General features: G+C 52.7%; 17 protein-coding genes, 1 tRNA gene and 1 rRNA gene. 9 read left to right on the forward strand and 10 right to left on the reverse strand.

Annotated features, from left to right (window positions below; all coding sequences use genetic code 11):
- Nucleotides 1-6: 6 nt before the first annotated feature.
- Nucleotides 7-122, forward strand: a 5S ribosomal RNA gene (gene rrf, locus WB237_RS12755).
- 225 nt (nucleotides 123-347) lie between these two features.
- Here the strand turns inward: rrf and WB237_RS12760 are convergent.
- From WB237_RS12760 to aspA, 6 genes are all read right to left on the reverse strand, one after another.
- Nucleotides 348-423, reverse strand: a tRNA-Phe gene (locus tag WB237_RS12760).
- A gap of 127 nt (nucleotides 424-550) precedes the next feature.
- The gene (locus WB237_RS12765) at nucleotides 551-1,126 is read right to left on the reverse strand and encodes a transcriptional regulator (RefSeq protein WP_028016412.1); all 576 of its coding nucleotides are present in this window, start codon (nucleotides 1,124-1,126) and stop codon (nucleotides 551-553) included.
- A 49-nt stretch (nucleotides 1,127-1,175) separates the two neighbouring features.
- Complete coding sequence (locus WB237_RS12770; RefSeq protein WP_336213600.1) at nucleotides 1,176-2,867, reverse strand: protein-disulfide reductase DsbD; 1,692 nt, start codon at nucleotides 2,865-2,867, stop codon at nucleotides 1,176-1,178.
- Nucleotides 2,843-3,166, reverse strand: coding sequence for a divalent cation tolerance protein CutA (gene cutA / locus WB237_RS12775; protein ID WP_114979666.1), 324 nt, complete (start codon nucleotides 3,164-3,166; stop codon nucleotides 2,843-2,845). Before cutA ends, WB237_RS12770 begins: the two co-directional genes overlap by 25 nt.
- A 113-nt stretch (nucleotides 3,167-3,279) precedes the next feature.
- Nucleotides 3,280-4,581, reverse strand: a complete 1,302-nt coding sequence (locus tag WB237_RS12780) for an anaerobic C4-dicarboxylate transporter (protein WP_028016415.1) — start codon at nucleotides 4,579-4,581, stop codon at nucleotides 3,280-3,282.
- Nucleotides 4,582-4,697: 116 nt separating this feature from the next.
- The gene (gene aspA / locus WB237_RS12785) at nucleotides 4,698-6,134 is read right to left on the reverse strand and encodes an aspartate ammonia-lyase (RefSeq protein ID WP_003855923.1); all 1,437 of its coding nucleotides are present in this window, start codon (nucleotides 6,132-6,134) and stop codon (nucleotides 4,698-4,700) included.
- 335 nt (nucleotides 6,135-6,469) lie between these two features.
- On the opposite strand from aspA, the gene WB237_RS12790 reads away from it, so the two are divergent.
- Nucleotides 6,470-6,934, forward strand: a complete 465-nt coding sequence (locus WB237_RS12790; protein WP_028016416.1) for an FxsA family protein — start codon at nucleotides 6,470-6,472, stop codon at nucleotides 6,932-6,934.
- Between the two features lie 33 nt (nucleotides 6,935-6,967).
- On the opposite strand, the gene yjeH is transcribed toward WB237_RS12790, so the two are convergent.
- Nucleotides 6,968-8,206: an L-methionine/branched-chain amino acid transporter gene (yjeH, locus tag WB237_RS12795; RefSeq protein WP_336213605.1), complete on the reverse strand. Its 1,239-nt coding sequence runs from the start codon at nucleotides 8,204-8,206 to the stop codon at nucleotides 6,968-6,970.
- A 179-nt stretch (nucleotides 8,207-8,385) separates the two neighbouring features.
- Between yjeH and WB237_RS12800 the strand changes: the two genes are divergently transcribed.
- The 3 genes from WB237_RS12800 (at nucleotide 8,386) to WB237_RS12810 (ending at nucleotide 10,842) form a co-directional block, all read left to right on the forward strand.
- Nucleotides 8,386-8,679, forward strand: a complete 294-nt coding sequence (locus WB237_RS12800) for a co-chaperone GroES (RefSeq protein ID WP_003855929.1) — start codon at nucleotides 8,386-8,388, stop codon at nucleotides 8,677-8,679.
- 31 nt (nucleotides 8,680-8,710) lie between these two features.
- Nucleotides 8,711-10,354 (forward strand): chaperonin GroEL, encoded by a 1,644-nt coding sequence (gene groL / locus WB237_RS12805; RefSeq protein ID WP_114979664.1) that lies wholly within the window; start codon nucleotides 8,711-8,713, stop codon nucleotides 10,352-10,354.
- A 134-nt stretch (nucleotides 10,355-10,488) separates the two neighbouring features.
- Entirely contained in the window at nucleotides 10,489-10,842 is a 354-nt protein-coding gene (locus tag WB237_RS12810; protein WP_023310115.1) for a DUF4156 domain-containing protein, read from the forward strand.
- Nucleotides 10,843-10,889: 47 nt separating this feature from the next.
- On the opposite strand, the gene epmB is transcribed toward WB237_RS12810, so the two are convergent.
- Complete coding sequence (gene epmB / locus WB237_RS12815; protein WP_336213610.1) at nucleotides 10,890-11,918, reverse strand: EF-P beta-lysylation protein EpmB; 1,029 nt, start codon at nucleotides 11,916-11,918, stop codon at nucleotides 10,890-10,892.
- Between the two features lie 40 nt (nucleotides 11,919-11,958).
- On the opposite strand from epmB, the gene efp reads away from it, so the two are divergent.
- The 3 genes from efp to ecnB all read left to right on the forward strand — a co-directional run bounded on the left by efp (nucleotide 11,959) and on the right by ecnB (nucleotide 12,960).
- A complete protein-coding gene (gene efp, locus WB237_RS12820) occupies nucleotides 11,959-12,525 on the forward strand; it encodes an elongation factor P (RefSeq protein ID WP_010427766.1) in 567 nt (188 codons plus the stop codon).
- A 48-nt stretch (nucleotides 12,526-12,573) separates the two neighbouring features.
- Nucleotides 12,574-12,705 carry an entericidin A/B family lipoprotein gene (locus tag WB237_RS12825; RefSeq protein ID WP_013095266.1) on the forward strand — a complete coding sequence of 44 codons (132 nt, stop codon included), beginning with the start codon at nucleotides 12,574-12,576 and terminating at the stop codon, nucleotides 12,703-12,705.
- Nucleotides 12,706-12,813: 108 nt separating this feature from the next.
- Complete coding sequence (gene ecnB / locus WB237_RS12830; protein ID WP_114979661.1) at nucleotides 12,814-12,960, forward strand: lipoprotein toxin entericidin B; 147 nt, start codon at nucleotides 12,814-12,816, stop codon at nucleotides 12,958-12,960.
- A 37-nt stretch (nucleotides 12,961-12,997) separates the two neighbouring features.
- Here the strand turns inward: ecnB and WB237_RS12835 are convergent, their stop codons facing one another.
- The gene (locus tag WB237_RS12835; RefSeq protein WP_114979660.1) at nucleotides 12,998-13,597 is read right to left on the reverse strand and encodes a response regulator transcription factor; all 600 of its coding nucleotides are present in this window, start codon (nucleotides 13,595-13,597) and stop codon (nucleotides 12,998-13,000) included.
- A gap of 262 nt (nucleotides 13,598-13,859) precedes the next feature.
- Between WB237_RS12835 and sugE the strand changes: the two genes are divergently transcribed.
- Entirely contained in the window at nucleotides 13,860-14,177 is a 318-nt protein-coding gene (gene sugE / locus WB237_RS12840) for a quaternary ammonium compound efflux SMR transporter SugE (protein WP_028016421.1), read from the forward strand.
- Here sugE and WB237_RS12845 read toward each other — a convergent pair.
- A complete protein-coding gene (locus WB237_RS12845) occupies nucleotides 14,174-14,704 on the reverse strand; it encodes a lipocalin family protein (protein WP_028016422.1) in 531 nt (176 codons plus the stop codon). The two genes, sugE and WB237_RS12845, sit on opposite strands and share 4 nt — an antisense overlap.
- Between the last annotated feature and the right edge of the window lie 17 nt (nucleotides 14,705-14,721).

Consider the following 14,721-nt stretch of genomic DNA (forward strand, 5'->3'; position numbering starts at 1 on the left):
AATTTGCCTGGCGGCTTTAGCGCGGTGGTCCCACCTGACCCCATGCCGAACTCAGAAGTGAAACGCCGTAGCGCCGATGGTAGTGTGGGGTCTCCCCATGTGAGAGTAGGGAACTGCCAGGCATCAATTAAGAAGAACCCCGTACCGTAAGGTGCGGGGTTTTTTGCTTTGTGCGTAAAAAAGGTCAGGTGGTGACTTTGCCTTGCCCCTTCAATAGGACCCATAGAACATGGCAACGCCAGCCACTCGGTTTCTTTGAAAGATGATTTAAGCAGTGGAAACAACATTTGAGATTTGATGAACGCAGAAAAGCAAAAACCCAGCCATAGGCTGGGTTCTTTAAATAGTGGTGCCCGGACTCGGAATCGAACCAAGGACACGGGGATTTTCAATCCCCTGCTCTACCGACTGAGCTATCCGGGCAACGGAGCGCATTAAACCGCAATCAGGTCTTATCGTCAACCTTATTTCAGGAAAAGCCGTTCAACTGCCTAAGTTTGCGTCAATCTGACGGTTTACGCACCGAATATGCCAAATTTAACCAATTTGCTTACGTCAGTGCTCCGCCCATACGGCATTGAGCAAAGCGCAGAATGTCTTCAGCCAGTCGGTGCGCCGTATCCACATCAGCCTGGCTACGATTCACCAGCATGCGGCTCAGGCAACCCTCCAGTACCAGCTCCATCTGCTTAGCTACCATCGCCGGGTCATCCACTTCCAGTGTGGTCAGCAGTTCGTGGGTGAAGTCATGCGCCGCCCGTTTTTGCTGATCCGCCAACTGATGGATAGGATGGCCAGGATCAGGATAGAACGTACAGGCTGCAATAAACAGACAGCCCGGATAACGGTTGTTACTGACACATTCGGTCAGGGCGGTATAGCGCGCCAGCAGTTTTTGTTCCGCTGTCAGCTCTTCATTCAGCATCAGTTGCCTGCGCCAGACATCAACCTGCTGGCTGAGATAGCGCAGGGCATCATAAAGCAGCGCCTCTTTATCCGGCCAGAAGCGCTTAAGCTCATCCAGAGGGTAATCGATACGGTCGGCTACCATCTCAAGCGTGGTGCTGGCGATCCCTTGAATCTCAAGTAATTGCAGGGCTTGTCCCAGTACGTCTTCACGTTGCACGGTTTTCTCCTCCGTTATTCCCAACGGTTTGTCCCGTCTAAAGTGTTGTTTACGGTTGGCGATCGCGCAAATGTGTGCTGAAAGCTGCCGCATCCATAAACCCGGTTACGCGCTGTTCCGGCTGCTCTTTCCCCTGGTCATTGAAGAACAAAATGGTTGGCAGACCGAGAACATTAAGTTGTTTCAGCAGGGCCTTGTCCTGTGCACTGTTGGCTGTAACGTTCGCCTGGAGGAGAACAGTCTCTTTCAGGGCGCTTTGCACCTGTGGATCGCTAAAGGTATATTTTTCGAACTCTTTACAGGCAACACACCAGTCAGCATAGAGATCGAGCATCACCGGTTTACCTTTTGCCTCTGCCAGGGCGCTGTTGAGTTCATCCACGTTTTTAATCTGGGTGAAGTTCAGATGCGCTTGTGTCTGACCCACCGGAGTGCCAAACGCCCAGTCCTGCAGAGGGCGTATGCTCACCAGCGCGGCAGTCAGCAGCAGGATTTGCACCAGGCGCATCCATGGCTGTTTCGCCCCCAGGCTGACGAGAAATGCCCAGGCAAAGAATGCTACGCCAAGCATCGCCCACAGGCGCAAGCCCCAGATGTCGCCAATGATACGCTCAAGGAGGAATACCGGCAGCGCGAGGATGACAAAGCCAAACGCGGTTTTCACCGTTTCCATCCACGGGCCACTCTTCGGCAGCAGACGATTACCAAAAACTGTTACCAGAATGAGTGGCAGACCCATCCCTAAAGCATAAAGGTACAACGTACCCCCGCCGAGCCACATATTGCCGCTCTGGGCGATGTAGAGCAGGATGGCGCTCAGTGGGGCCGTAGTGCACGGGGAACAAATCAGCCCGGCAATCGCCCCCATCGCAAACACGCCGCCTGCAGAGCCCCCCTGCTGACGGTTACTCATCAGCGTTAAGCGGGTTTGCAAAGCCGACGGTAATTGCAGGGTAAACAGGCCAAACATCGACAGTGCCAGCAGGATGAAGACCACCGACAAGCCAATAAGCACATAAGGATGTTGAAGTGCCGCCTGGAACTGTAACCCGGCAGCGGCAACCACAAGGCCAAGGGCTGTGTAGGTCAACGCCATGCCCTGCACATAAATAAAGGCCAGCAGCAGCGCACGGGCGGTGGAAAGGCGCTGTTTGCCGCCCAGCACGATGCCAGAGATGAGCGGATACATTGGCAGCACGCACGGTGTAAAGGCAATGCCGATACCGATCAGTAAGGCCCAAAGCGCTGAGAAAGGAAGGTCTGTGCGCTCATCGCTTGTCTCGCCCGACGGGAGAGGGGAAAAGGCGGCCACAGCTTTAACTTCACTGAGCGGAACCACCTTCGTTTCAGGGGGATAACAAAAGCCCGCATCGGCACAGCCCTGATAAGTCACGGTCAGTGTGGCACCTTTATCGGCCTGATTCACGATGACCGGGACGCTTAAGCGCTGGCGGTAGATTTCACTTTTGCCGTAAAACTCATCCTTATGCCACTCGCCTGGAGGCATCTGTAAAGCGCCCACGTTTGCCTGAGCTGGCGTGATGCTTACCTGCTTGCGGTAGAGGTAATACCCCTCTTTGACCTGCCAGGTGAGATTCAGGTCGTGCTGGTTTTGCTGAAAATCGAAAACAAACGCCTGGTCGGCAGGGATAAAATTCGAACGGCCGGGTGCATCAAACAACCCGGCAAATACTGACGTGCTGCACAACAGCAGGATCAGCGTAAGGAAGCGTTGAGCCATGAGAGATAGTCGTTATCGCCGTGGACTACTGGCAACACCAGCAGCTCTGGGGTTTGGTAAGGATGATGAGATTTGAGGCAGTCCAGGAGTGCCTGCTGGTTCACCTGATTCGTTTTTAGCAACATCTGAACTTCGTATTCCTGCTCCAGTTTACCTTCCCAGCAGTAAAGGGAGGTGGCTCCGGGGAGGAGCGTCACGCAGGCAGCCAGTTTTTCGGCCAGCACTTTGGCGGCGAGATCCTGGGCAGAGGCTTCATCAGGGGCGGTGCACAATACGACAACAGCATCAGGCGTGTTCACAAGTCGACCTCCTCATCACGAAAGTCTTCACTATATCACGCGAGGCGATTGGTCATTAATGAATCGGGCCGCAGAGCGGCCCGATTTTAACTATTTTTACAACAACGCATGGTTTACAGCACGATGCCGCCAATGATAAAGCCGAGGATCACGCACAACGTAATGGCGACCACACCCGGGATCAGGAACGCATGGTTAAACACGTATTTACCGATACGGGTTGAGCCGGTGTCGTCCATCTCCACCGCGGCCAGCAGAGTTGGATAGGTTGGAAGAACAAACAGAGCAGAAACCGCCGCAAACGAAGCGATTGCCGTCAGTGGCGTTACGCCCAGCATCAGTGCCGCAGGCATCAGTGCTTTGGTGGTCGCCGCCTGAGAGTAAAGCAGGGTAGCGGCGAAGAACAGGACTACCGCCAACAGCCATGGGTAGTTGTGCAGCAGATCACCCGCGACGGTCTGGATGTCGCTGATGTGTGCTTTCACGAAGGTATCGCCGAGCCATGCAACGCCCAGTACGCAGACGCAGGCGCTCATACCGGATTTAAAGGTGCTGGCGTTCAGCACTTCGCTGGTATCGATTTTACAGGTAATGCTAATCAGCGTCGCGATGGTCAACATGAACACCACAATCGCTTCGTTACGTGGCAGCACCGGGTTCTGGATCAAGCCCACCGTGTCACTGATAGCGGTCGCGTAGAACATGACTGCGACGATACCGATCAGGAACAGCAATACGGAGCGTTTTGCATGCGGTTTCAGTTCGAAGACCTGGCTACCACGCAGTTTCACTTCACCCTTAGCCAGACGTTCCTGATACACCGGATCATCTTTCAGTTCGGCGCCAAGGAAGTTACACAGTACGGCAGTAATCATCACCGCAATCAGCGTTACCGGGATACAGATCGCCAGCAGCGTCAGGTAACTCACACCCATCGGTTCAAGAATACCGGCGAAGAAGACCACGGCAGCGGAAATTGGCGACGCAGTGATGGCAATTTGCGACGCAACTACCGCAATGGAGAGCGGACGAGACGGACGGATACCTTGTTCTTTCGCCACTTCGGTAATCACCGGCAGCGTGGAGAATGCGGTGTGTCCGGTCCCCGCGAGAATGGTCATAAACCATGTCACCAGCGGGGCAAGGAAGGTGATGTATTTTGGATGGCGGCGCAGCATACGCTCCGCCAGACTCACCAGGTAGTCCATACCGCCTGCCACCTGCATCGCTGCGATAGCGGCAATAACTGCCATGATGATTTCGATAACATCAAAAGGTATTGCACCGGGTTTGATCTGAAAGATAAGTGTAAGAACGAGCACCCCGAGACCGCCGGCAAAACCAATGCCGATACCCCCGAGTCTTGCTCCCAAATAAATCGCCAACAAGACGATGACGAGTTCTGCTCCAAACATAAGGACCTGCCTTGCTTATTAACAAGTTGATATTGAATTGTTGTATTTTGGTAACGCTTAAAAAGAAAAAAGGCACGTCACAAGTGACGTGCCTTAAAGAAGCCTAGCCTGAACTGCTACTGTTCGCTTTCATCGGTATATCGTTTCGCTTTATATGCCGGGTGCATCAGGTTTTGGGCCGAGAAGATATCGTCCAGCTCGGCTTCGGTCAACAGTCCGCGTTCCAGAACCACTTCACGTACGCTCTTACCGGTTTCGGCGCAAATCTTACCGACGATGTCACCGTTGTGGTGACCGATGAACGGGTTGAGGTAGGTGACGATCCCGATGGAGTTGTAGACATAACCTTCACAGACTTCTTTATTCGCTGTGATGCCGTTAATGCATTTTTCCAGCAGGTTGTAGCAGGCGTTGGTCAGGATGTGAATGGATTCGAACATCGCCTGGCCAATCACTGGCTCCATAACGTTCAGCTGCAGCTGACCCGCTTCAGAGGCCATGGTCACGGTCGTGTCGTTACCGATGACTTTGAAGCAGACCTGGTTCACCACTTCAGGCACAACCGGGTTCACTTTGGCTGGCATGATGGACGAACCCGCCTGCAGTTCTGGCAGGTTGATTTCGTTCAGACCAGCACGCGGACCAGAGGAGAGCAGGCGCAGGTCGTTACAGATTTTGGACAGTTTCACCGCCAGACGTTTCAGGGCGCTGTGTACCATCACGTAAGCGCCGCAGTCGGAAGTCGCTTCAATCAGGTCTTCTGCAGGGACAACCGGCAGGTTAGAGACTTCAGCCAGTTTCTGTACCGCCAGTTGCTGATAGCCATCTGGAGTGTTCAGACGTGTACCGATGGCAGTTGCGCCCAGGTTCACTTCAAGCAGCAACTCGGAGGTGCGCAGCAGGTTTTTCGTTTCTTCGTTGAGCAGCACGTTAAACGCGTGGAATTCCTGGCCGAGGGTCATTGGCACTGCGTCCTGTAATTGGGTACGACCCATTTTCAGGATATCCTGGAACTCAACCGCTTTACGCTGGAAGCCATCACCCAGTTGGTTGATCGCATCCACCAGTTTCACCACGGAGGCATATACCGCGATGCGGAAGCCGGTTGGGTAGGCGTCGTTGGTGGACTGGCATTTATTAACGTGGTCGTTCGGGTTCAGGTACTGGTATTCACCTTTCTGGTGACCCATCAGCTCCAGGCCAATGTTTGCCAGTACTTCGTTGGTATTCATGTTGACGGAGGTGCCCGCGCCGCCCTGATAAACGTCAACCGGGAACTGGTCCATACATTTGCCGTTGTTCAGCACTTCATCGCAGGCCGCGATAATCGCATTTGCCGCGCTTTTAGGAATGGTTTGCAGCTCTTTGTTGGCCAGTGCTGCGGCTTTCTTCACCATCACCATGCCACGGACAAATTCAGGGATGTCGCTGATTTTGCTGTTGCTGATGTAGAAGTTTTCAATCGCTCTCAGAGTGTGGACACCGTAGTAGGCATCCGCTGGAACTTCCCTGGTACCCAACAAGTCTTCTTCGATACGAATGTTGTTTAACATGTGAACCTTCTTTTCAAGCTGCCGATGGATTGTACTAAACGCACAGTATTAATGTGGTTTTGAATATTTTCTGACCGACGATTATTCCCTCAATCAGCCAGATGCTCGAGATCATATGCTGATGATAGCGAATTGCCGTAAGCTGGATCACTTATTATCGAGCCGATTCCATGATAATTATTAATCTGTGAAATGAGTCACCGCTTTAATATTTCCAATAAAAATATCCGTGCAAACTGATTGAAATTTCGCTAACCGTCACCATCTCATACAAACGCGCGTCGCGAACACATTCAGACAGGGGCCCAACGGCACCTGCCACACAGGAGATGCCAGTGCGCTGGATACCGTTTATTGCTTTCTTTCTCTATGTTTACGTTGAGATTTCCATTTTCATCCAGGTTGCCCATGTGCTGGGCGTCCTGCTGACGCTGATTCTGGTGATTTTCACCTCTGTCATCGGCATGTCGCTGGTGCGTAATCAGGGTTTCAAAAATTTCCTGATAATGCAGCAGAAAATGGCTGCAGGTGAAAGCCCGGCTGCGGAGATGATCAAAAGCGTGTCGCTGATTATTGCGGGTCTGCTGCTGATTCTGCCGGGGTTCTTCACCGACTTCCTCGGCCTTTTATTGCTTCTGCCGCCGGTGCAAAAGCACCTGACCATGAAGCTGCTGCCGCATCTGCGTTTCAGCCGTATGCCGGGCGGTGGGTTCAGCACCGGCCCGGGTGATACGTTTGAAGGGGAGTATCAGCGTAAGGATGAACAGCACGACCGTTTAGACCATAAAGACGATCGCTGATTTTTTTGCCCGGTGGCGCTTCGCTTACCGGGCCTACGGATTCTGCCGTTTTGGTAAAAACAGCCACAGCCCTACCAGCATGACAATAGCGTACACGCTCTTCCATCCCACCATCGCGAGCAACAGCAGGCAAAGCACACCCCCGATGACCGCCAGCGCTTTGTAGCGACCTTTCAGCAGACGACAACCCGCCAGCATGCACAGCAGGTAGATCATGATGAAAATGCCGTTGGCGTAGACGATCAGCGCATCCAGATTGATATTCAGGGCGTAAATACACAGCGTGCTCAACACGCAGCAGCCCAGTACGGCATTCAGGGCATTCAGCGGAAGCTGGCGTTTTGACAGACGCGCGAGACGGCTTTCAGGCTTGTACAACGCTTGCGACCACACCAGGCGGGCAAAACTCTGAATGTAGATATTGAGGCTGGCAAAACAGGCGAGATAACCAATCACGCAGGCCACCCACAGGGCTTTCACCCCAAACAATTGCACCACAATACCAGGTAGCGAGGCGGCAGCCGCTTTATCCGCCCCGAATGCGTTAAAGTGCAATACCAGCACGGTACACGCCCAATAGACCGTCCCGGCCAACAACAGACCAATCATCAGCGCGCGCGGGAAATCGCGTTCAGGTTGCGTAAACTCAGAAGCCAGATGGGCGAACGCTTCAAGTCCAACAAAGCACCAGAACATGACGGAAAGTGCAGCGAAAAGCTGCGAATGGTCGACATCCGTGAGTGCCGGGAAGGGAATTTCCGCTACGGTGAGATTTCCTGCCCACCAGATAGCGACAATCAGTGCGACGATAAGGATTGCGACCAGCGTTTGCAGATTGGCACTGGAACTGGCTCCGCGCGAACCGACCCACCAGACAATCGCCAGCGTACCCAGTTCGGCTAACAGCAGCTGCTCGTTATGCCAGCCAAACAGCGCCTGGCCAAAGCCGGTCGCAATATGCAGCGCCGCAGGCAGACCAACCGGGATCACAGAAAGGAACAACCAGCCGGTAACACGCTGCAGCCGCGGGCCAAAGGCCAGCCCGACAAAATGCGCCACGCCGCCTGCGCTGGGAAAATGCCGCCCCAGGATGGCAAACACAATGGCTATCGGGAAAACCAACACAATCAGTATCGGCCACGCCCACAGGCTATTGTTTCCGGATACCATCGCCGCCAGTGCGGGTACGGCAAATACGCCCGTCCCTAACAAGGAGGTTGAGAGCAGGCCAACGCCTTGCGCCAGTCCCAACTCCTGCTTGAGTCCACTCATTGACATCGCCCTGCCAGTACTAAAAGAGAGGCGATGGTAACACTTTCGCAAATTTTTTTTTCAACTCCCCCTTGAAGGGGGAAAAAGCTATCCCCATCTCTCAGGGCACTAGCCGGAAAACCGCATGCGGGCCGGCGTCATCCATAACTGATAATGACTTTCTCAAAGGAGAGCTATCAATGAGTATTCGTCCGTTACATGATCGTGTGATCGTCAAACGTAAAGAAGTTGAAACCAAGTCTGCTGGCGGCATCGTTCTGACCGGTTCTGCAGCAGCCAAATCAACGCGTGGCGAAATCATCGCTGTCGGTAAGGGCCGCATCCTGGAAAACGGAACTGTGCAGCCACTGGACGTTAAAGTTGGTGACATCGTAATTTTCAACGATGGCTACGGCGTGAAATCCGAGAAGATCGACAATGAAGAAGTGTTGATCATGTCCGAGAGCGACATTCTGGCAATTGTTGAAGCGTAATTTACGCACGAGAATTTGAGGAAATAAGAACATGGCAGCTAAAGACGTAAAATTCGGTAACGACGCTCGTGTAAAAATGCTCCGCGGCGTAAACGTACTGGCAGATGCAGTTAAAGTAACTCTGGGCCCGAAAGGCCGTAACGTAGTGCTGGATAAATCCTTCGGCGCGCCAACCATCACCAAAGATGGTGTTTCTGTAGCACGTGAAATCGAGCTGGAAGACAAGTTCGAAAACATGGGTGCGCAGATGGTGAAAGAAGTTGCCTCTAAAGCGAACGACGCTGCAGGCGACGGTACCACTACCGCGACCGTACTGGCGCAGGCTATCATCACCGAAGGTCTGAAAGCCGTAGCTGCTGGCATGAACCCAATGGATCTGAAACGTGGTATCGACAAAGCTGTCGCTGCTGCTGTTGAAGAACTGAAATCACTGTCTGTACCATGCTCTGACTCTAAAGCTATTGCTCAGGTAGGTACCATCTCTGCTAACTCCGACGAAACCGTAGGTAAACTGATCGCAGAAGCGATGGACAAAGTCGGTAAAGAAGGCGTGATCACTGTTGAAGACGGTACCGGTCTGGAAGACGAACTGGACGTGGTTGAAGGTATGCAGTTCGACCGTGGTTACCTGTCCCCATACTTCATCAACAAGCCAGAGACTGGTGCGGTTGAGCTGGAAAGCCCGTTCATCCTGCTGGCTGACAAGAAAATCTCCAACATCCGCGAAATGCTGCCAGTGCTGGAAGCCGTTGCGAAAGCAGGCAAACCGCTGGTTATTATCGCTGAAGACGTTGAAGGCGAAGCGCTTGCGACCCTGGTGGTTAACACCATGCGTGGTATCGTGAAAGTGGCTGCGGTTAAAGCACCTGGCTTCGGCGATCGCCGTAAAGCGATGCTGCAGGATATCGCTACTCTGACTGGCGGTACCGTTATCTCTGAAGAGATCGGTATGGAGCTGGAAAAAGCGACCCTGGAAGACCTCGGCCAGGCTAAACGCGTTGTGATCAACAAAGACACCACCACCATCATTGATGGTGTAGGTGAAGAAGCTGCTATCCAGGGCCGTGTTGGTCAGATCCGTAAGCAAATCGAAGAAGCCACCTCTGATTACGACCGTGAAAAACTGCAGGAGCGCGTAGCGAAACTGGCAGGCGGTGTTGCAGTAATCAAAGTGGGTGCAGCGACCGAAGTTGAAATGAAAGAGAAGAAAGCACGCGTTGACGATGCCCTGCACGCAACCCGTGCTGCGGTAGAAGAAGGCGTGGTTGCTGGTGGTGGTGTTGCGCTGGTGCGTGTTGCCGCTAAACTGGCTGGCCTGACTGCGCAGAACGAAGATCAGAACGTGGGTATCAAAGTTGCACTGCGTGCAATGGAAGCGCCTCTGCGTCAGATCGTATCCAACGCCGGTGAAGAGCCATCTGTGGTTGCGAACAACGTGAAAGCAGGCGAAGGTAACTACGGTTACAACGCAGCGACTGAAGAATACGGCAACATGATCGACTTCGGTATCCTGGACCCAACTAAAGTGACCCGTTCTGCTCTGCAGTATGCGGCATCTGTTGCTGGTCTGATGATCACTACCGAGTGCATGGTGACTGACCTGCCTAAAGGCGACGCACCTGACTTAGGTGCTGCTGGTATGGGCGGCATGGGCGGTATGGGCGGCATGATGTAATCGTGCGCTCTACGTCGTAGAATGTGAAAAACCCCCGGGCAGAAATGCTCGGGGGTTTTTCTTTTGGTCATCTTTTAGGTATAAGGTTTACACACGGACAACTACTGTCCAGCTTATTGAAAACGAGGAATAACATGCGCGTAAAAGTCTGTGCAGGGATCGTAGGAGCAGCATTGCTGCTGGCGGGTTGTAGCTCCAGCAATGAACTGTCGGCAGCGGGCCAGGGCGTTCGCTTTGTGGAAGATAAGCCTGGCAGTGAATGTCAGCTGTTAGGCACCGCAACCGGTGAGCAAAGCAACTGGATGTCGGGTCAGCATGGCGAGGAAGGTGGTTCTATGCGCGGTGCGGCGAATGCCCTGCGTAACCAGGCTGCGGCCATGGGTGGGAACGTGATTTACGGCGTAAGCAGCCCAACGCAGAGTATGCTGTCCAGCTTCGTGCCGACCGCCAGCCAGATGAATGGCCAGGTCTACAAGTGCCCAAACTGATTGCCTTTTTCCCTCTCCCACAGGGAGAGGGTTAGGGTGAGGGGAAATTAGTGCTGCCGCAACTGTAAATCTAGCGGCGTCTTACACGGCTCACCGCCAATCTCACGTGCCAGTTTCGGCACCATATAGCCTGAAACCAGCGTTAACAGTTCGCGCATAATCTGCCGGGCTTCCTGGTCCGTCACCATGAAATGTGCCGCACCCTGAACGCGATCCAGCACGTGCAGGTAATAGGGCATCACTCCGGCATCAAACAGGGCATTGCTCAGATCAGCCAGTACACTGGCGCTATCATTCACGCCCCGCAGCAGCACGCTCTGGTTCAGCAGTGTCACCCCCGCTTTACGCAAACGTACCATTGCCGCACGAAACTCGCTGTCGATTTCATTGGCGTGGTTAATGTGGTTCACCAGCAGCACCTGCAAACGGGACTGCTCGAGACGTGAAACCAGAGCGTCAGTGATACGTGCTGGAATGACAATCGGTAAACGACTATGAATACGCAGACGCTTGATGTGCGGGATGGCTTCAAGCTGGTTTAGCAGCCAGTCCAGCTCATGATCTTTCGCCATCAGCGGATCACCACCGGAAAAAATGATCTCGTCCAGCTCGGGATGGGCGGCAATATAGTCCAACGCGACCTGCCAGTTGCGTTTATTACCCTGATTTTCCGCATACGGGAAGTGCCGACGGAAGCAATAACGACAATTTACCGCGCAGCCACCTTTTACCAGTAGCAGAGCTCGGTTGAGATACTTATGCAGTAAACCTGGCACCACACTGTTCTGCTCTTCCAGAGGATCGGTGCTATATCCCGGCGCAGTAATAAACTCATCCTGCGAAGTAAGTGTTTGTTTTAATAAAGGATCATCGGGGTTCCCCTTCTCCATTCTGGCAACAAACGCGCGGGGAACACGCAAGGCAAAGAGGCGCTTAGCCTCACGGCCTGCAAGCAACTCTGGGTGCTGATCGAGGTCTAAAAGACGCAGCAATTCATCAGGACTGGTGATTACATCGGCAAGTTGCGATAACCAATCTTCTCTGGACGGGGTGTTTAGGGTTACAATATGCGCCATTTTGTGGCTTAGCTACCAGTTAACAAATTTAGAGGGCCTTATGGCAACGTACTATAGCAACGATTTTCGTGCTGGTCTTAAAATCATGATGGACGGCGAACCGTACGCGGTTGAAGCCAGCGAATTCGTTAAACCAGGTAAAGGCCAGGCATTCGCACGCGTTAAGCTGCGCCGCCTGTTGACCGGTACTCGTGTTGAGAAAACCTTCAAGTCTACTGACTCTGCTGAAGGCGCTGATGTTGTTGATATGAACCTGACCTACCTGTACAACGACGGTGAGTTCTATCATTTCATGAACAACTCCACTTTCGAACAGCTGTCTGCTGATGAGAAAGCGGTAGGTGATAGCGCGAAATGGCTGCTGGATCAGGCCGAGTGCATCGTGACCCTGTGGAATGGCCAGCCTATCGCTGTGACCCCACCGAACTTCGTTGAGCTGGAAATCGTTGAAACTGATCCAGGTCTGAAAGGTGACACCGCAGGTACTGGTGGTAAGCCTGCCAAACTGTCTACCGGCGCAGTGGTTAAAGTTCCACTGTTCGTACAGACTGGCGAAGTGATCAAAGTGGATACCCGCTCCGGCGAATACGTATCTCGCGTGAAGTAATAGTAAAGGCGCAGCGCCCGCTGCGCCTGATTTTTGCAGGCAGGGATGATGAAACGTACCGTTAAAATTCTACTTCTGTTAGCACTCTCCAGCGCATTGCTTTCCGGTTGTAACACTACGCGTGGAATGGGGGAAGATATCCAGGATCTTGGTCATATCATTTCTCATGCAGCCAGCTAAGTTCGTTTACTTTTCCTAAAAATGTCTCCCTTTCCGTCAACTGACGGGATTTTGTCTATTCTTAAGTTGCTATACACAAAACAACTTTGGCTATAAAAGGAAGATATTATGGTTAAGAAGACAATTGCAGCGATCTTTTCAGTCCTGGTTCTTTCTTCTGTGTTAACTGCCTGTAATACCACGCGTGGCGTAGGTCAGGATATTTCTGAAGGTGGTAACGCAATCTCTGGTGCTGCAACAAAAGCTCAGCAGTAATTAACAAACGGTACGGGACCTGACGGGTTTCGTACCGTCAGCTTTCTGATTCCTGCAGGGATAAAAACGGTGAAAAACGGGTATCCATATGCAATTTCATGCGGATATTTCGCTTATAGGTATAGACCGTTTTCCCGTTGATACTCAGGTGAGCGGCAATTTTCTGATTGCTCGCGCCGTCCATCCACAATGTCAGCACCTTTTCTTCCTGGCGAGTCAACAGGGGGACTGCGACTTTTGGTCTGTCAGCATTCTTGTGTGAGATTAATGCGTCGTTGATCACCGTTGCCAGTTCTTCAAGAACGGTATCTTTCAACAGCGAAGACCAGACAGGGAACTGCCTGAGCCAGTCTTTCATGCCGCTATCTTCTCCCGATTGCAGCAAGATAAAAGGCAATCTTTCACTGGCGTTAAGTAAGGTAGAGAGCTGCTGGTAATGGTGAATATCCTGCCTGAAGCCGTAAAGGTCAGCGATAACCAGATTGGGTTTCCATTGCAGAATGTGCTCTCTGGCAAGAAATAGATTATTCAGCCCGGTCACAACGTAGTGCCCCGGGAACAGACCGGAGTGATTGAGCCATGCTTCAAACCCTGCGCGGGTGAAGTGACAACGGTCAATCAATAGAATTTTGAACATATTTTATTCGCAGTCGGCTAGTGGTTTGGCTTCCTGCCATCAGAAAGCACATCATCATAGAGAAGTCAGATGAGTGGTAAATGCTTGAACTCCGCGCCATACTGCGGCTATTTCTTGCCTTAACGTGTTCAGCAGAAAAGGATTGAAAAAAAATCGCACGCTAAGCAAAATAAAGGGCGTAACCTTTGCCTTGCGGGACGACCCGTAAGCGTATCTTTCACCGGGGACGGCCCCAACTTACCTGTAAGTTAAGGAGCCTGAAATGTCCTGGATCGTTCTTTTAATTGCCGGCCTGCTCGAAGTGGTATGGGCGATTGGTCTCAAGTACACCCACGGATTTACCCGTCTGACGCCCAGCGTCATTACCGTTACCGCGATGATAGTGAGTATCGTCCTGTTGTCGTGGGCGATGCGTTCTCTGCCTGTCGGAACGGCTTATGCTGTCTGGACAGGGATTGGCGCCGTCGGCGCTGCCATCACGGGCATTCTGCTGCTGGGAGAGTCAGCGAGCCTGGCACGTATCGCCAGCCTCGCTCTGATCGTGGCCGGTATCATTGGGTTGAAACTCAGCACGCATTAATGGGGTTGTTCTACCCAGATGAGTTTTGACACATCAAACCCCTGCCGGGTCGCAACATCCAGCATCTGCTGTTTCATCTCAGACGAGATGGTTGGCGTGCGGGAGAGTATCCACAGGTAGTTGCGATCCGGCCCGCAAACCAGCGCATGGCGGTACTCTTTGTCGAGTGCTATTACGTTGTAGCCGCCATAGAAGGGGCCAAAGAAGGAGACTTTGAGCGCGGCCCTCCGTGGATCGCCAGTGAAGTATGCTTTTCCTGTCGACTGCTGCCACATCTCCCGGTCGGGATTATAGCCCCTGTTGATCACCTGAATACCGCCATCATCCATCGGACTGTAATTCGCAGTGACTTTCTCTAAGCCCCGTTCAAACCGATGGTCCAGGCGGGCGATTTCATACCATGTTCCGAGGAAGCGTTGTGCATCGAAAGGCGTGACAACGGTAACGCCAGAAGGTGGGGTAGGGGAACTACAGGCAACCACTAAAAACGCGGCTGTCACCGCGGCGATAACAGGCAGAATGCGCATAGGAGTTTCCTTACTGT

The sequence above is a fragment of the Enterobacter sp. P82 genome (genome assembly GCF_037053385.1).
In the GTDB taxonomy this organism is placed as follows: Bacteria; Pseudomonadota; Gammaproteobacteria; order Enterobacterales; family Enterobacteriaceae; genus Enterobacter.